16 protein-coding genes are annotated in these 15,935 nt (G+C 59.9%); 8 read left to right on the forward strand and 8 right to left on the reverse strand.

The genetic code is table 11. The features are described from left to right. Nucleotides 1–47 precede the first annotated feature (47 nt). Both glpK and K5Y35_RS13585 read right to left on the reverse strand, forming a co-directional pair. Nucleotides 48–1,550, reverse strand: coding sequence for a glycerol kinase GlpK (gene glpK, locus K5Y35_RS13580; protein ID WP_128616319.1), 1,503 nt, complete (start codon nucleotides 1,548–1,550; stop codon nucleotides 48–50). A gap of 78 nt (nucleotides 1,551–1,628) precedes the next feature. Further along, nucleotides 1,629–2,480, reverse strand: a complete 852-nt coding sequence (locus tag K5Y35_RS13585) for an MIP/aquaporin family protein (protein WP_222834396.1) — start codon at nucleotides 2,478–2,480, stop codon at nucleotides 1,629–1,631. Between the two features lie 361 nt (nucleotides 2,481–2,841). Between K5Y35_RS13585 and ybaK the strand changes: the two genes are divergently transcribed. Continuing rightward, a complete protein-coding gene (gene ybaK / locus K5Y35_RS13590; protein ID WP_186746726.1) occupies nucleotides 2,842–3,312 on the forward strand; it encodes a Cys-tRNA(Pro) deacylase in 471 nt (156 codons plus the stop codon). Between the two features lie 96 nt (nucleotides 3,313–3,408). Then, nucleotides 3,409–4,191 carry a PhzF family phenazine biosynthesis protein gene (locus tag K5Y35_RS13595; RefSeq protein WP_123466224.1) on the forward strand — a complete coding sequence of 261 codons (783 nt, stop codon included), beginning with the start codon at nucleotides 3,409–3,411 and terminating at the stop codon, nucleotides 4,189–4,191. An 85-nt stretch (nucleotides 4,192–4,276) separates the two neighbouring features. Here K5Y35_RS13595 and K5Y35_RS13600 read toward each other — a convergent pair whose 3' ends face one another. Beyond that, entirely contained in the window at nucleotides 4,277–5,386 is a 1,110-nt protein-coding gene (locus K5Y35_RS13600; protein ID WP_222834397.1) for an ABC transporter ATP-binding protein, read from the reverse strand. Beyond that, entirely contained in the window at nucleotides 5,383–6,303 is a 921-nt protein-coding gene (gene argF, locus K5Y35_RS13605) for an ornithine carbamoyltransferase (RefSeq protein ID WP_042704963.1), read from the reverse strand. Before argF ends, K5Y35_RS13600 begins: the two co-directional genes overlap by 4 nt. 404 nt (nucleotides 6,304–6,707) lie before the next feature. Here argF and K5Y35_RS13610 point away from each other — a divergent pair, with 404 nt between their 5' ends. The 3 genes from K5Y35_RS13610 (at nucleotide 6,708) to grxD (ending at nucleotide 9,675) form a co-directional block, all read left to right on the forward strand. Then, nucleotides 6,708–6,998, forward strand: a complete 291-nt coding sequence (locus K5Y35_RS13610) for a hypothetical protein (protein WP_042607370.1) — start codon at nucleotides 6,708–6,710, stop codon at nucleotides 6,996–6,998. 132 nt (nucleotides 6,999–7,130) lie between these two features. Beyond that, on the forward strand, nucleotides 7,131–9,236 hold the full coding sequence (locus K5Y35_RS13615) for a molybdopterin oxidoreductase family protein (RefSeq protein WP_222834398.1): 2,106 nt from the start codon (nucleotides 7,131–7,133) through the stop codon (nucleotides 9,234–9,236). A gap of 97 nt (nucleotides 9,237–9,333) precedes the next feature. Then, nucleotides 9,334–9,675, forward strand: coding sequence for a Grx4 family monothiol glutaredoxin (gene grxD / locus K5Y35_RS13620; RefSeq protein WP_016773402.1), 342 nt, complete (start codon nucleotides 9,334–9,336; stop codon nucleotides 9,673–9,675). A 200-nt stretch (nucleotides 9,676–9,875) separates the two neighbouring features. Here grxD and bfr read toward each other — a convergent pair whose 3' ends face one another. Then, nucleotides 9,876–10,349, reverse strand: coding sequence for a bacterioferritin (gene bfr, locus K5Y35_RS13625; RefSeq protein ID WP_123466230.1), 474 nt, complete (start codon nucleotides 10,347–10,349; stop codon nucleotides 9,876–9,878). A 202-nt stretch (nucleotides 10,350–10,551) separates the two neighbouring features. Then, complete coding sequence (locus K5Y35_RS13630; RefSeq protein WP_093430580.1) at nucleotides 10,552–10,770, reverse strand: bacterioferritin-associated ferredoxin; 219 nt, start codon at nucleotides 10,768–10,770, stop codon at nucleotides 10,552–10,554. A gap of 313 nt (nucleotides 10,771–11,083) precedes the next feature. Between K5Y35_RS13630 and K5Y35_RS13635 the strand changes: the two genes are divergently transcribed. Next, entirely contained in the window at nucleotides 11,084–11,686 is a 603-nt protein-coding gene (locus K5Y35_RS13635; RefSeq protein WP_007953195.1) for a peroxiredoxin, read from the forward strand. Nucleotides 11,687–11,760: 74 nt separating this feature from the next. On the opposite strand, the gene rnt is transcribed toward K5Y35_RS13635, so the two are convergent. Both rnt and pyrC read right to left on the reverse strand, forming a co-directional pair. After that, a complete protein-coding gene (gene rnt / locus K5Y35_RS13640) occupies nucleotides 11,761–12,435 on the reverse strand; it encodes a ribonuclease T (RefSeq protein ID WP_095136951.1) in 675 nt (224 codons plus the stop codon). Next, entirely contained in the window at nucleotides 12,432–13,478 is a 1,047-nt protein-coding gene (pyrC, locus tag K5Y35_RS13645; RefSeq protein WP_123466234.1) for a dihydroorotase, read from the reverse strand. The genes rnt and pyrC overlap by 4 nt, the downstream gene beginning before the upstream one ends. A 160-nt stretch (nucleotides 13,479–13,638) precedes the next feature. Here pyrC and K5Y35_RS13650 point away from each other — a divergent pair, with 160 nt between their 5' ends. Continuing rightward, entirely contained in the window at nucleotides 13,639–14,547 is a 909-nt protein-coding gene (locus K5Y35_RS13650; RefSeq protein WP_123466236.1) for a flagellar protein MotY, read from the forward strand. 129 nt (nucleotides 14,548–14,676) lie between these two features. Then, nucleotides 14,677–15,894, forward strand: coding sequence for an argininosuccinate synthase (locus tag K5Y35_RS13655; RefSeq protein ID WP_027612065.1), 1,218 nt, complete (start codon nucleotides 14,677–14,679; stop codon nucleotides 15,892–15,894). Nucleotides 15,895–15,935: the final 41 nt, after the last annotated feature.

The raw sequence follows: 15,935 nt of genomic DNA on the forward strand, positions 1-15,935 counted from the left end.
AATCTCCTCCCGACCAGTTACATACAGATACGAGTACTCAGGTTGGCTTATTCAGCGTCTTCACGCGCCCAGTCACGGGTACGGCTGACGGCTTTTTTCCAGCCTTTGTAGAGTTTCTCTTTCTCGACTTCGTCCAGGCTTGGCTCGAACTCGCGCTCGATCACCGCTTTGCCACGCAGTTCGTCCAGGCTGCCCCAGAAACCGCACGCCAGACCGGCCAGATACGCGGCGCCGAGTGCCGTGGTTTCGCGCATTTGCGGGCGCTCGACCTGGGTGCCGAGGATGTCGGCCTGGAACTGCATGAGGAAGTTGTTCGCCACCGCGCCGCCGTCCACACGCAGGGCCTTGAGGCGTTCGCCGGAGTCCTGTTGCATGGCGTCGAGCACGTCGCGGGTCTGGTAGGCGATCGACTCCAGCGCGGCGCGGATGATGTGATCCACACGTACGCCACGGGTCAGGCCGAACAGCGCGCCACGGGCATACGGGTCCCAGTACGGCGCGCCCAGACCGGTAAAGGCCGGCACCAGGTACACGCCGTTGCTGTCCTTGACCTTGTTGGCGAAGTATTCGGTGTCGTGGGCGTCGTTGATGATCTTCAGTTCATCACGCAGCCACTGCACGGTCGAACCGCCGTTGAACACCGCGCCTTCCAGTGCGTAAGCAACTTCGCCACGCGGGCCGCAAGCGATGGTGGTGAGCATGCCGTGCCGGGATTTCACCGCTTTGTCGCCGGTGTTCATCAGCAGGAAGCAGCCGGTGCCGTAGGTGTTTTTCGCCTGGCCAGGTTCGACGCACATCTGGCCGAACAGTGCCGCTTGCTGGTCACCGGCGATACCGCCGATGGCGATGCCGCTCTTGGTGCGACCGTAGATTTCCGAAGACGCCTTCACTTCCGGAAGCATCTCGCGCGGGATGTCGAGGATTTCCAGCATCTTCGAATCCCACTCCAGCGAGTGAATGTTGAAGAGCATGGTGCGCGAGGCGTTGGTGTAGTCGGTGACGTGTACCTTGCCGCCAGTGAATTTCCAGATCAGCCAGCTATCGACGGTGCCGAACAGCAGTTCGCCGTTGCGCGCACGCTCGCGGCTGCCTTCGACGTTGTCGAGGATCCACTTCAGTTTGGTGCCGGAGAAGTACGGGTCGGTAACCAGACCGGTGTTGTCACGGATGTAGTCTTCGTGACCGTCGCGCTTGAGCTGCTGGCAGATCTCGGTGCTGCGGCGGCACTGCCAGACGATGGCGTTGTACACCGGGCGGCCGGTGGTCTTGTCCCAGACCACGGTGGTTTCGCGCTGGTTGGTGATGCCGATGGCAGCCACCTGATCGTGATGCAGACCGGCCTGGGCCAGCGCTTCAACCATCACCGCACTCTGGGTGGCGAAGATTTCCATCGGGTCGTGTTCGACCCAGCCGGCTTGCGGGTAATGCTGGGCGAATTCGCGCTGCGCGGTGCAGACCACGTTCGCGTCGCGGTCGAAAATGATCGCGCGGGAGCTGGTCGTACCCTGATCGAGGGCAATGATGTAGTTCTTATTCTGAATGTCGGTCATGTCGATTGCCTTGGACGAAATAAGGGAGAGTGGGCCGTGGCGCGGGCTCTAAATGGGCAGGAACCCGCGCCGACTGTTTCAAGAAGTTCTTGGTTTGCCGTCAATGGCCGGTTCTGCATCCTTTGTAGCAGGTGTGGCGCCGGTCAGGTGACGGGCAATGAGCCCGCGGTACCCGGCAGCGCCGAGGCAGGCACCGACAATCGGTGCAAAAATCGGAATCAGGAAGTACGGAATATCGCGGCCGCCCGTGAAGGAAATTTCACCCCAGCCAGCGAAGAAAGTCATCAGTTTAGGACCGAAGTCACGGGCCGGGTTCATCGCGAAGCCGGTCAGCGGGCCCATCGAGCTGCCGATCACCGCGATCAGCAAACCGATCAGCAGCGGCGCCAGCGGGCCTTTCGGCAGGCCGTTGTTGTCATCAGTCAGGGACATGATCACGCCCATCAGGATCGCGGTGATGATCACCTCGACCAGAAATGCCTGGGCGGTGGACAGCACAGGATTAGGGAAAGTCGAGAATACCGAGGCCAGCTCCAGGCTCGCCGCCGAGCCGCGAATCATGTGGTGGGTTTGTTCGTAATCGAAAAACAGGTTGCTGTACAGCGTGTAGACCAACAGCGCGCCGCAGAAGGCGCCGGCAATTTGCGCGAGGATATAGAACGGCAGTTTGCGCTTTTCGAAGTCAGCGAAAATGCTCAGGGCGATGCTCACGGCGGGGTTCAGGTGCGCGCCGGAAACGCCGGCGGTCAAGTAGATCGCCATGCTCACGCCGACGCCCCAGATGATGCTGATTTCCCACAGACCGAAGCTGGCACCTGCGACTTTGAGCGCGGCGACACAACCGGTGCCGAAAAAGATCAGCAGTGCAGTCCCCAGAAACTCGGCCATGCATTGGCTTGAAAGCGATGGTTGCTGTAAAGCAGTTGTCATTGAAAACCTCGTTTTTTGTTGTTGTCTGGCGCGTTTGCCGTCAGGGCAGAGCGCGATTTTCCCCGGGGCAGGATCCCCATCCTGTTCCCGGTTTACTGCTGGGTGCTGCGGAGATGATAATTCTTACATTATTCAGATTCGAAAAAATATAGACAAGAAACAAACCTGTCAAAGGTCGAAAGTGAACCGTCGGTCACAATTAAACTATTGGCGGTGTGAATGATTCTTCGCCGGCAGTCCTCAACCCGCCCCCAGAAAAGCTGGAGGCCACGGGAAACGTGGCTTGGAATAGAGCCTTTTGTGAGCCGATCGCCTAGAATCCGGCGCAGGATTTTCTCTGTCTGCCAAGCCTGGAGCTGCCATGACCCCTGCGTTGGACTTGTTGAAAAAAGTTCGTGCCGAACATCGCGTGCACAGTTACGAACATGACCCGAAGGCCGCGTCCTATGGGCTGGAGGCCGCGGAAAAACTGGCGCTGGCGCCGGCGCAGGTGTTCAAGACGCTGCTGGCAGCCAGTGAAAAGGGGGAATTGCTGGTGGCGGTGGTGCCGGTCGTCGGAAGCCTCGACCTCAAGGGCCTGGCCCACGCTGCCGGGGTAAAAAAAGTCGAGATGGCTGACCCTGCTGCCGCACAGCGTTCCACCGGTTATCTGTTGGGCGGTATCAGTCCGCTGGGGCAGAAGAAACGCCTGCGCACCTTTATCGATAACTCGGCTCAAGGCTTTTCGACTATCTATGTCAGCGCTGGCCGGCGTGGGTTGGAAGTCGAACTGGCGCCTGCCGTTCTCGCTGAGCACACCCGGGCCACCTTCGCCGATATCGGCCGCGCCTAGTCTTGACCGCTGTATGAAGAAAATTCGCCGGTTCTGTGACTGGCGCTGATCCGGCCGGGACTGCATGCTCTGCCGACGAACTTCAGGGAGTAGGTTATGCAGCTCGAGTTTCATCAGGTCGACGCATTCAGCGATCGGCCATTCAGTGGCAACCCGGCCATGGTTTATCGGCTCGATACCTGGCTGGCGGACGAGTTGATGCAAAAAATCGCCGCCGAGCACAACCTGGCGGAAACGGCATTCGTGGTGCGCGAAGGCGCTGCGTGGCACATCCGCTGGTTTACCCCGACCACCGAAGTACCCTTGTGCGGGCATGCGACGCTGGCCAGCGCCTATGTGTTGTTCGAGATCTACCAGGAAAACGCCGAACGTCTGGACTTCATCTGCAAGTCCGGACCGTTGAGTGTGACCCGCGAAGGCGATCGCCTGTGGCTGGATTTCCCCTCCATCGTGCCGTCAGAGATTGGCGTGACACTGGATGTCGAACGCGCGCTGGGCGTCGAGGCGGTGGACGTGCTCGGTTCCAACGAGCTGTTCGTGGTGCTGGAGTCGGAGCAAGCGGTGCTCGACTGCACACCGGACATGGTTGCACTGGCAAAACTGCCGTGGCTCGGCGCGATCGTCACCGCGCGGGGCAATCAGCATGATTTCGTCTCGCGCTACTTCGCCCCGGCGATCGGCATCAACGAAGACCCGGTGACCGGTTCGACCCATTGCAGCCTGATTCCCTACTGGTCTGCACGTCTGGGCAAGTCGAGCCTGACGGCGTGCCAGCGCTCGGCGCGGGGCGGGGAACTGTTTTGTCGGCTGGAAGGGGAGCGGGTGAAGATTGGCGGCAATGCGACGCTCGTTGCGAGCGGCACCTTGATGCTGGGCTAACCCAAAACACCTGTAGGAGTGAGCCTGCTCGCGATAGCGGTCGCTATCGCGAGCAGGCTCACTCCTACAGGGCGATGGTGCTGGATCAGAGGGCGGTGCTGTAGCGGCGCACGCCGTTTTCCACGGTTGGCATTTGTGCGGCAGTGCTGCCCGAAGCCTGGAACAACACCAGATGTTCGGCGGATACGCGAATCCCCACCTCAGCACCCACCTGATGGTCGGCATGGCTCGGGAAGATCGACTCCAGCTGCGCGCCGGTCGGCAGTTGCAGGCGATACAGGGTCGACGCGCCGAGGAACGTCTTGCCGACGATGCGCGCTTTCAGCGCACTGTCCGGCGCATAAACGATGTCATCCGGACGCAACAGCACATCCACCGCGCCGCCCACCGGCCAGGTGTAGGCCCGGTTGCCACGCAGTTCGCCGAGCTCGGTGTGCACCGACTCCGGACTGCCGAGCTGGCCGCGAATGAAGTAACCCTGGCCAATGAAACTGGCCACAAACGGCGTCGCCGGTTCGTGATACAGGTTGTAGGGCGTGTCCCACTGTTCCAGCCGACCTTCCTTGAAGACGCCGACGTGATCGCTCACGGCGAAGGCTTCTTCCTGGTCGTGGGTCACCAGAATCGCACTGGTACCACGGGCCTTGAGGATGTCGCGGACTTCGTGGCTGAGCTTGCGCCGCAGCTCGCCGTCGAGGTTGGAGAACGGCTCGTCGAGCAACAGCAGTTGCGGCTCCGGCGCGAGGGCGCGGGCCAGGGCGACGCGCTGTTGCTGACCACCGGACAACTCGTGGGGGAAGCGTTTGCCGAGGTTCTTCAGGTTGACCAGTTCCAGCAACTCTTCGGTGACACGCTCCTTGTTCGGGTGCTTGCGAATGCCGAAGGCGATGTTGTCGGCGACACTCAGGTGCGGGAACAGCGCGTAATCCTGGAACACCATGCCGATCCGGCGTTTCTCCGGAGCCAGGGTGTACCCGGCACTGGAGATGGTTTCGCCACCGAGGGTGATTTCCCCTTCGTGCACCGGTTCGAATCCGGCGATGGCGCGCAGGGTGGTGGTCTTGCCGCAGCCGGACGAGCCGAGCAGGCAGCCGATATCACCGGCGTTGAGGTGCAGATTGAGGTTCTGCACCACACGTTGATCTTGATAGCCGCAAGCGAGGTTGCGCAGGTTCAGCAGTAATTCATGGCTCATGCGTGGTGGTATGCCGGTTCGACGAGGAACTCGAGCAGGGCCTTCTGTGCGTGGAGACGGTTTTCTGCCTGATCCCAGGCGACGGAGCGCGGGTCATCAAGCAGGTCGAGGCTGATTTCTTCGCCACGGTGCGCAGGCAAGCAGTGCATGAACAGCACGTCCTCGGCAGCGAGGTCGAGCAAGGCACGGTTGACCTGGAACGGCGCGAACAGCTTGAGGCGCTTGGCAGTTTCCTCTTCCTGGCCCATCGAAGTCCAGACGTCGGTGCTCACTAGATGCGCGCCGCGCACGGCGTCGGCTGGATCGCGAACGATAGTCACGCGATCGCCGGCCTTGGCCACGAATTCAGGGTTCGGCTCATAACCTTCCGGGCAGGCAACGCGCAACTGGAAGTCGAACTGGATCGCCGCTTCTATATAGCTGTTGCACATGTTGTTGCCGTCGCCGATCCAGGCCACGGTCTTGCCCTGGATCGAGCCACGGTGTTCGAGGAAGGTCTGCATGTCGGCCAGCAACTGGCACGGGTGCAGGTCATCGGACAGGCCGTTGATCACCGGCACGCGCGAGTTGGCGGCGAATTCGGTCAGGGTGCTGTGGGCAAAGGTACGGATCATCACGGCATCGAGCATGCTCGACATGACGATGGCGCAGTCGCCGATCGGCTCGCCGCGGCCCAGTTGGGTGTCACGCGGGGACAGGAAGATCGCCTGGCCGCCGAGCTGGATCATGCCGGCCTCGAACGAGATGCGGGTGCGGGTCGAGGACTTCTCGAAGATCATCCCCAGTACGCGGTTTTTCAGAGGCTCGAACAGTACGCCGCGGTTACGCAGGTCCTTGAGCTCAACGCCTCGACGGATCACGCTGACCAGCTCTTCGGGCGTGCAATCCATCAGGGAGAGAAAGTGCCTTGCGCTCATCATTGACTACCTTTTGCTACTAACCGCAGATGCTCAAAGCCTTGTTTAACGGAACAACGGGCGAGACCTGCGGCGTAAGCCGCACGGGGGCGACGAAATAGGGGAAGGCGCGATATTGACACTAAATGTCGCGTTATGCCAATAGGCTACGGTTTTTGCGGGATTCGGAGAGCGGGCCGCCGTGGGCGGTCGCGCATTTGAAGCCGGGTTCAGTACTGCAGCGAGCCACTTTGTACACTGACCTCGCGGGGCTTGGCAATGCGCCGTGGCGGGGAGAGTGCCGTTCGGGTCGGTTCGGGACCGGGTGGTTGCGGATCCGCTTGGTCGGATGATCGGGCTGAAACATTTGCTAAAGCAAAGTGCTGGGTTATAAATAAGTTTCGAGCGACGCAGGAAGCCTCCGCATGGAATCGAAAGAACAACTGTTAATGGAATTGCTGGGCCACACGGCTCGCTCACTGACCCATCTCACCGCCTCTGTCACTTCAATGTCCTTCGAACTGCTGCGCAGCGAAGACGAAGTGGTCAAGTCTGCGGGGCGCCACATGATTGATCGCATGGCGACCATCAGCGCCGGGCTCGATGAACACTGGCGCCTGATCGGCGAACTCACTGGCGTGCACGTCGCCCACGAGCAGATCGAAACCATTCAGGAAATCCAGCTCGCAGCACCGCCCCAATTGCCGTCGAACTGACGCGGCGGGCTATCGGCGCCCCTGATAAGCGTCAATTCACAAGACGAACGTCGCTGGCGCGGGGGCTGCGCACGGGCCATAGTTTTGTTCCCGCAGGCCTGTTGCCCGCCCAGAACAAGACAGAGACTGGCCATGACCAAGACTCTCCATCACCGTGCCTGCCACCTGTGCGAAGCCATTTGCGGCCTGACCATCGAAACCACCGAAACCGATGGCAGCGTCGCGATCACCTCGATCAAGGGCGATGCCCTCGACACGTTCAGCCGCGGCCATATCTGCCCCAAGGCTGTGGCCCTGCAAGATATTCAGAATGACCCCGACCGTTTGCGCCAGCCGATGCGCCGGGTCGGCAGCGAATGGCTGCCGATCGAGTGGGACGAGGCTTTTGCGCTGGTGGCCGAGCGCCTGGCGGCGATTCAGGCGCGTCACGGGCAAAACGCCGTGGCGGTCTATCAGGGCAACCCGAGCGTGCACAACTATGGGCTGATGACCCACAGCAATTACTTTCTCGGCCTGCTGAAGACGCGCAATCGCTTCTCCGCGACGTCGGTCGATCAGTTGCCCCATCACCTGAGCAGTTACCTGATGTACGGCCACGGCTTGTTGCTGCCGATTCCGGACATCGACCACACCGATTTCATGCTGATCCTGGGCGGCAATCCGCTGGCGTCCAACGGCAGCATCATGACCGTGCCGGATGTCGAGAAGCGCCTGAAAGCGATTCAGGCGCGTGGCGGCAAGGTGGTGGTGGTCGATCCACGGCGCAGCGAGACGGCGGCGATCGCGGATCAGCATTTGTTCGTGCGCCCGGGGGGCGATGCGGCGTTGTTGTTCGGGGTGCTCAACACGCTGTTCAGCGAAGGCCTGACTCGCGACAGCCATTTGCCGGTTGACGGGCTGGACGACGTGCGCGCGGCAGTGGCGACCTTCACGGCTGAGGCCATGAGCCCGTTGTGCGCGGTGCCTGCCGATCAGATCCGGCAACTGGCCCGCGACTTTGCCGCTGCACCGAGTGCGGTGTGCTACGGGCGGATGGGCGTCTCGACCCAGGCCTTTGGCACCTTGTGTCACTGGGTGGTGCAATTGATCAATCTGGTCACCGGCAATCTCGATCGTGTTGGCGGCGCGTTGTGCACCGAACCGGCAGTGGATCTGGTGGCTTCGACTTCGGGTGGGCATTTCAACAAATGGCAAAGTCGTGTGTCCGGGCGCCCGGAATACGGCGGCGAATTGCCGGTGTCGGCGCTGGCCGAAGAGATGCTCACCGAAGGCGACGGGCAAATTCGCGCATTGATCACCGTGGCGGGCAATCCGGTGCTGTCGACGCCCAACGGCCGACAACTGGAACAGGCACTCGACGGCCTGGAGTTCATGGTCAGTATCGACCTGTACATCAACGAAACCACGCGTTACGCCGACCTGATCCTGCCGTCGACCTCGGCGCTGGAGAACGATCACTACGACACCACGTTCAATCTGTTCGCGGTGCGCAACGTGACCCGCTTCAATCGGGCGATTCTCGCCAAGCCCGAGGGCGCACTGCATGACTGGGAAATATTTGTCGGCCTGGCCAAGGCCTTTGCCGAGAAGACCGGCAAGGAGCTCAAACCAACGATGCCGCCGGCGAAGATGATCGACATGGGCTTGCGCATGGGCCTGTACGGTGATGCGTCCGAGCAAAAACTCTCGTTGGCGACGCTGTTCGATCATCCGCATGGCATTGATCTGGGCGCGTTGAAACCGAATCTGGCATCGCGCCTGAAAACGCCGAATCAGCGGGTGCAGGCTGCTCCGCCGGAGATCCTCGCCGACCTCGTGCGCTTCGCTGCGTTGCGAGCACCGGCCGCTGATGAGTTGCTGATGATTGGCCGTCGGCATGTGCGCAGCAACAATTCGTGGATGCACAACTACCATCGGCTGGTGAAGGGCAAGCCGCGTCATCAGTTGCTGATGCACCCGGAGGATCTGGCCAGTCGCGGGCTCAGTGATGGGCAGCGAGTACGTGTCAGTTCGCGGGTCGGGCAGATCGAGGTCGAAGTGCTCGGCAGCCTCGACATGATGAAGGGCGTGGTGAGCCTGCCGCATGGCTGGGGCCATGCGCGTCCGGGCGTGCAGATGACGATTGCCAGCGGTCAGCCGGGGTCGAGTGCCAACGACCTGACCGATGAGTGCCAACTGGATGAGCTGTCGGGCAATGCGGCGCTCAATGGTGTGCCGGTGACGGTGGCAGCAGCCTGAGCATGTCTGTCGGGGAGACCGAGCATGGCGCTCGGGATTCCGTTACAATGCGCCACCGTGCCGACCCATGAGTCGGAAAGTTCAGCCGAGGTGCTCCATGGATATCATCGAAACGATTAAAGAGCAGATTGCCAACAACACCATTCTGCTTTACATGAAAGGCTCGCCGAATGCCCCGCAGTGCGGCTTCTCCGCAAAAGCTGCGCAGGCTGTGATGGCGTGTGGCGAAAAGTTTGCGTACGTGGACATCCTGCAGAACCCGGAAATCCGCGCCAATCTGCCGAAGTACGCCAACTGGCCGACTTTCCCGCAACTGTGGGTCGGCGGTGAACTGGTCGGCGGTAGCGACATCATGACCGAGATGGCTGCAGACGGTTCGCTGCAAAGCACCATCAAGGCAGCTGTTGAAGCAGCCGCTGCGAACAAGTCCGAAGCCTGATTCGCTTTTGTGTAGGAGTGAGCCTGCTCGCGATAGCGTTCTGTCAGTTATTGAAGTATCGGCTGACACACCGCCATCGCGAGCAGGCTCACTCCTACATGTGATTCGTGGTGATGCCTGCATCGCATCAGGCAAAAAAAAGCCCCGCGCCTCGAAAGAGGGCGGGGCTTTTTAGTGTCGCGAGTTCAGCGGACGCTGATTTACTCTTCGCCCATCTGCGATTGCAGATAGTTCTCAAGACCGACTTTATCAATCAGGCCCAGTTGGGTTTCCAGCCAGTCGATATGTTCTTCCTCGGACTCAAGAATGTCCTCGAGCAGTTCACGGCTGCCGAAGTCGCCCACGGTTTCGCAATGCGCGATGGCGGCTTTCAGATCGGCGTGGCCGGTCTTTTCGATACGCAGATCGCATTCCAGCATTTCCTTGGTGTGCTCGCCGATATGCAGCTTGCCCAGGTCCTGCACGTTCGGCAGGCCTTCCAGGAACAGAATGCGCTTGATCAGCTTGTCCGCGTGTTTCATCTCGTCGATGGACTCGTGGTACTCGTGTTTGCCCAGCTTGTTCAGGCCCCAATCTTCATACATGCGCGCATGCAGGAAGTACTGATTGATCGCGACCAGTTCATTGGCAAGGATCTTGTTGAGATGCTGGATGACTGTAATGTCGCCTTTCATGATGGGAGTCCTGCCCTGTAATAGCTGTATATAAGGCGGAGTTTGAGCTTGGTATTTATAAGTGTCAAACCTAAGTTATTGAATAATAAATGAAATTAAATCTGAATAAGAATGTTTGTGTTCCGCGTCTAGCGCCTAACCGATTGATTTACAGGCATAAAAAAACCGGACATATGTCCGGTTTTTCGAAATAGGGGAGTAATTATGCCGCGGTAAATTCAACAGGGTAGGGGATCGCAGCCTGGGCTGTTTGCAGCTTGGTCAGGGTTTCGCGAACGACTTCCTTGGCAAGGCACGCACATTTGCCGCATTGGCTGGCGACGCCAGTGGCCTGGCGGACTTCTTTGTAGCTGCAGCAACCTTCATAGATCGCATCGCGGATCTGTCCGTCGGTGACGCCAGTGCAGAGGCAAACATACATAAGTGAGAACCGTCGCTGGTTGTGACTCAATTGCGATGGATCTTAATGTTAACGAGAATGATTGTCAAAGTGCTTTCTGAATGGTTTTCACTGGAAATGCGGATGACTGACGAACGGTGATTAATGGCGATTTGCCTGGCCCCGGAAATGCAGCGCCACTATCCGCTTTCGCTAAAAACCGTTGAGGACAGGCCAAAAACGCAGTGTATGATGGTCGGCCCTTGCGAAGGGGGTTCGTGTCACAGGGCTGTCGCCTGAGGGTGGCAGGCTGGCCCGGACCCTGAACTTCAAGTCTTTACACCAGGAGATATCAATGAGCGTACTCGTAGGCAAACAAGCCCCTGACTTTACCGTCCCGGCCGTACTCGGCAATGGCGAGATCGTTGACAGCTTCACCCTGTCCTCGGCCATCAAAGGCAAATACGGCCTGGTGTTCTTCTACCCACTGGACTTCACCTTCGTCTGCCCGTCCGAGCTGATCGCTCTGGACAACCGCATGGCTGACTTCAAGGCACGCAACGTTGAAGTGATCGCCGTGTCGATCGACTCGCACTTCACCCACAACGCCTGGCGTAACACCCCGGTCAACAATGGCGGCATCGGCCAGGTGAAATACACCATGGCTGCCGACATGAAGCACGACATCGCTAAAGCCTACGACGTTGAATCCGAAGGCGGCGTGGCTTTCCGTGGCGCGTTCCTGATCGACGACAAGGGCGTTGTCCGCTCGCAGATCGTCAACGACCTGCCGCTGGGCCGTAACATGGAAGAGCTGATCCGTCTGGTTGACGCTCTGCAATTCCACGAAGAGCACGGCGAAGTCTGCCCTGCCAACTGGAAGAAAGGCGACAAAGGCATGAACGCTTCGCCAGAAGGCGTTGCGGCTTACCTGACCGAGAACGCTGCTGCCCTGTAAGGCACAACGTCGAGGTACAAAAAAACCGGCCTGCGTGGCCGGTTTTTTTATGTGCGGGATTTGCCCGACGAGGATCAGTCGTCGAAGTCTTCCCAGCCGCCCATCTGTTTCCAGCGGTTGACGATCCCGCAGAACAGTTCAGCGGTTTTCTCGGTGTCGTAACGCGCCGAGTGCGCTTCACGACCGTCGAAGTCGATATCGGCCGCCTGACAGGCCTTGGCCAATACGGTCTGACCGTAAGCCAGACCGGCCAGTGTTGCCGTGTCGAAACTGGAGAACGGATGAAACGGGTTGCGCTTCATGTCCAGGCGCGCAACGGCCGCATTCAGGAAGCCAAGGTCGAAGCTGCTGTTGTGGCCGACCAGGATCGCCCGCTTGCAGCCATTGGCCTTCAATGCCTTGCGAATGCCACGGAAGATGTCGGTCAACGCAGTTTCTTCGCTGACGGCCATGCGCAACGGGTGATCGAGCTTGATCCCGGTGAACTCCAGCGCCGCCGCTTCGATGTTGGCGCCTTCGAATGGCTCGACACGGAAGAAGTAGGTGTGATCCGGATAAACGAAACCCTTTTCATCCATGGCGATGGTGGTCGCGGCAATCTCCAGCAACGCATCGGTGGCCGAGTTGAAGCCACCGGTTTCTACGTCGACGACAACCGGCAGGTAACCGCGAAAGCGTGCTGCCATCGGGTGACGGGAACCGCCGCCACCTTGACCGTCCAGTTCATCGTCGAAATGGTCTTCACTCACGCGTGTTCCTCCAGCAGGCGCCAGCGCAGTTTTTCACCGGCGCGCAGCGGGATAACGTTCAGCTCGCCAAACGGCAGGCTGGTCGGGGCGGTCCATTCTTCGCGAACCAGGGTGATGCGGTCGGTGTTCGCCGGCAGGCCATAGAAGCGCGGGCCGTTGAGGCTGGCAAAGGCTTCGAGCTTGTCCAGCGCATTGCGCTGTTCGAAGGCTTCAGCATACAACTCGATGGCGGCGTACGCGGTGTAGCAGCCAGCGCAGCCGCAGGCGGCTTCCTTGGCGTGCTGGGCGTGCGGCGCCGAGTCGGTGCCGAGGAAGAACTTTGCGCTGCCGCTGGTGGCGGCGTCGAGCAGGGCTTCCTGGTGCGTATTGCGCTTGAGGATCGGCAGGCAATAGAAGTGCGGCCGAATTCCGCCTACCAGCATGTGGTTGCGGTTGTACAGCAGGTGATGCGCGGTGATGGTCGCGCCGACGTTGGCCGAAGCCTCGTTGACGAACTGCACGGCGTCGCCGGTGGTGATGTGTTCGAACACCACTTTGAGCGTCGGGAAACGCTCGACCACACGGCGCATGTGCTCATCAATGAAAATCTTTTCGCGGTCGAAGACGTCGACATCGCCACGCGTGACTTCACCGTGGATCAGCAACGGCATGCCGACTTCAGCCATCGCTTCCAGCACTGGGAAGATCTTGTCGATGCTGGTTACGCCGGAATCGGAGTTGGTGGTGGCGCCGGCCGGGTACAGTTTGGCGGCATGCACGAAACCGCTGGCCTTGGCTTCACGAATTTCTTCGGGCTGGGTGCGGTCGGTGAGGTACAGCACCATCAGCGGTTCGAAGCGACTGCCGGCCGGGCGGGCGGCGAGAATCCGCTGGCGATAGCCGTCGGCTTCAGCGGCGTTGCGCACCGGTGGTACCAGGTTGGGCATGATGATTGCGCGGCCAAAGGTGCGCGCAACATCGGCAACGGTATTGGTCAACACGGCACCATCGCGAAGATGAATGTGCCAGTCGTCGGGACGCAGCAGGGTCAGGCGGTCGGACATGAGGGAATTCCAGGCGGGTCAAACTGAGGGGAATGCTACCGGAAAAGACTCTTGCAGGCACTCGCTATCAAGTTTTGCCGGAACCTTCCGATATCCCGAAGGTATGCCGTAAACATAGTGTGAATCGGTCTTTGTGTTACAGAAGCCAATGGAGCCTCCCGTGCGCCAGCGATATTTAGCCTTGCTCAGTGTGTTTGCCAGCCTCCCCGCGATGGCGCTCACCTACCAGACGCGTCTGGAGAACATTGAGTGGACGGTCGAGGGTGACAAGTTCGAGTGCCGTCTGACCCAGCCGATCACCGATTTCGGCTCGGGCCAGTTCGTGCGCAAGGCCGGCGAGCAGGCGATTTTTCGTCTGAATGCCTACAACGCCATGCTCGGCGGTGGTTCGGCGACCTTGCTCGCGGCGGCCGCGCCGTGGCAGCCGGGGCGTAACGACATCTATCTGGGCAGCGTCCGGATCGGAACTGGCAACGTGCTGTTCAACAGTTCGCAGTCTCAGGCCGGCGGGCTGATCAACGGTTTGCTCGACGGTCGCAGCCCGGTGGTGCGCCGTGCGTCCGGCGATGGCCGGGTGTCTGAAGTACGCCTGCTGCCCGTCAAGTTCAGCAAGGCGTTCAACGACTACCAGACCTGTGTGGCGAAGTTGCTGCCGCAGAATTTCGATCAGATCAAGCAGTCGCAGATCGGCTTCCCCGGCGAAGGCACGGATCTGGACGCTGCTGCCAAGGCCAAGCTGCAAGTGATGCTGGAGTACATGAAGGCTGATCCGACGGTCAATCACATCGAGCTCGATGGCCATTCGGACAACAGCGGCAACCGCCTGACCAATCGCGAGTTGTCGCGTCGTCGCGCATTGGCGGTGGTCGATTTCTTCAAGGCCAACGGCATCGCCGAATCGCAGATCACTGTGCGGTTCCACGGTGAGCAATACCCGCTGGTGCCCAACACCAATGCGGCCAACCGGGCGAAGAATCGTCGGGTAGCGGTGAAACTGGCCCGGGTGGCAACGCCCTCCGTACCGGCGCCCCAGGCCAGCACGCCAGCCAGCACTGCAGCAACTTCCTGACCCGCCGGTCATCGTCGCGCTCTCGACAGAATCTGTCGCTTTGTCGTCTTAAGCTGTCGCGCCTCTGTAAATTATCGCGTTTGAGCGGTAGACTCCTCGGCTTTCCGTAGAACCCCGTGGAGTGATGGCATGGCGGACGTAAACAAGGTCGTTCTGGCGTATTCCGGCGGCCTGGACACTTCGGTGATCCTCAAGTGGCTGCAGGATACTTATAACTGTGAAGTGGTGACCTTCACCGCTGATCTCGGTCAAGGCGAAGAGGTCGAGCCGGCCCGCGCCAAGGCTCAGGCCATGGGCGTCAAAGAAATCTACATCGACGATCTGCGCGAAGAGTTCGTGCGTGATTTCGTGTTCCCGATGTTCCGCGCCAATACCGTTTACGAAGGCGAGTACCTGCTGGGTACTTCCATCGCACGCCCGCTGATCGCCAAACGTCTGATCGAAATCGCCAACGAAACCGGCGCCGACGCCATTTCCCATGGCGCTACCGGCAAGGGCAACGACCAGGTGCGTTTCGAACTGGGTGCCTACGCACTCAAGCCAGGCGTGAAAGTGATTGCTCCTTGGCGTGAGTGGGACCTGTTGTCCCGCGAGAAACTGATGGACTACGCCGAGAAGCATGCGATCCCGATCGAGCGTCACGGCAAGAAAAAATCCCCGTACTCGATGGATGCCAACCTGTTGCACATCTCCTATGAAGGCGGCGTGCTGGAAGACACCTGGACCGAGCACGAAGAAGACATGTGGCGCTGGACCGTCTCCCCGGAGAAGGCTCCCGACACCCCGCAATACCTGGAACTGACCTACCGTAACGGCGACATCGTTGCGCTGGACGGCGTCGAAATGACCCCGGCCACCGTATTGGCAACGCTGAACAAGATCGGTGGCGCTCACGGTATCGGTCGTCTCGACATCGTCGAGAACCGTTATGTCGGCATGAAGTCCCGTGGTTGCTACGAAACCCCGGGCGGCACCATCATGCTGCGCGCTCACCGCGCCATCGAGTCGATCACCCTGGACCGCGAAGTCGCTCACCTCAAAGACGAGCTGATGCCGAAATACGCCAGCCTGATCTACACCGGCTACTGGTGGAGCCCTGAGCGTCTGATGCTGCAACAGATGATCGACGCTTCGCAGGTCAACGTGAACGGTGTGGTTCGTCTGAAGCTGTACAAGGGCAACGTCATCGTGACTGGCCGCAAGTCCGACGATTCGCTGTTCGATGCCAACATCGCGACCTTCGAAGAAGACGGCGGTGCTTACAACCAGGCCGACGCGGCGGGCTTCATCAAGCTCAACGCGCTGCGCATGCGCATTGCGGCCAACAAGGGTCGCAAGTTGTTCTGATTCTTTCAGAACGCTGTGCAATGAAAAGGCGGGCTTGTCGT

It is taken from the genome of Pseudomonas sp. SC3(2021) (genome assembly GCF_019856535.1).
Classification (GTDB): domain Bacteria; phylum Pseudomonadota; class Gammaproteobacteria; order Pseudomonadales; family Pseudomonadaceae; genus Aquipseudomonas; species Aquipseudomonas monsensis.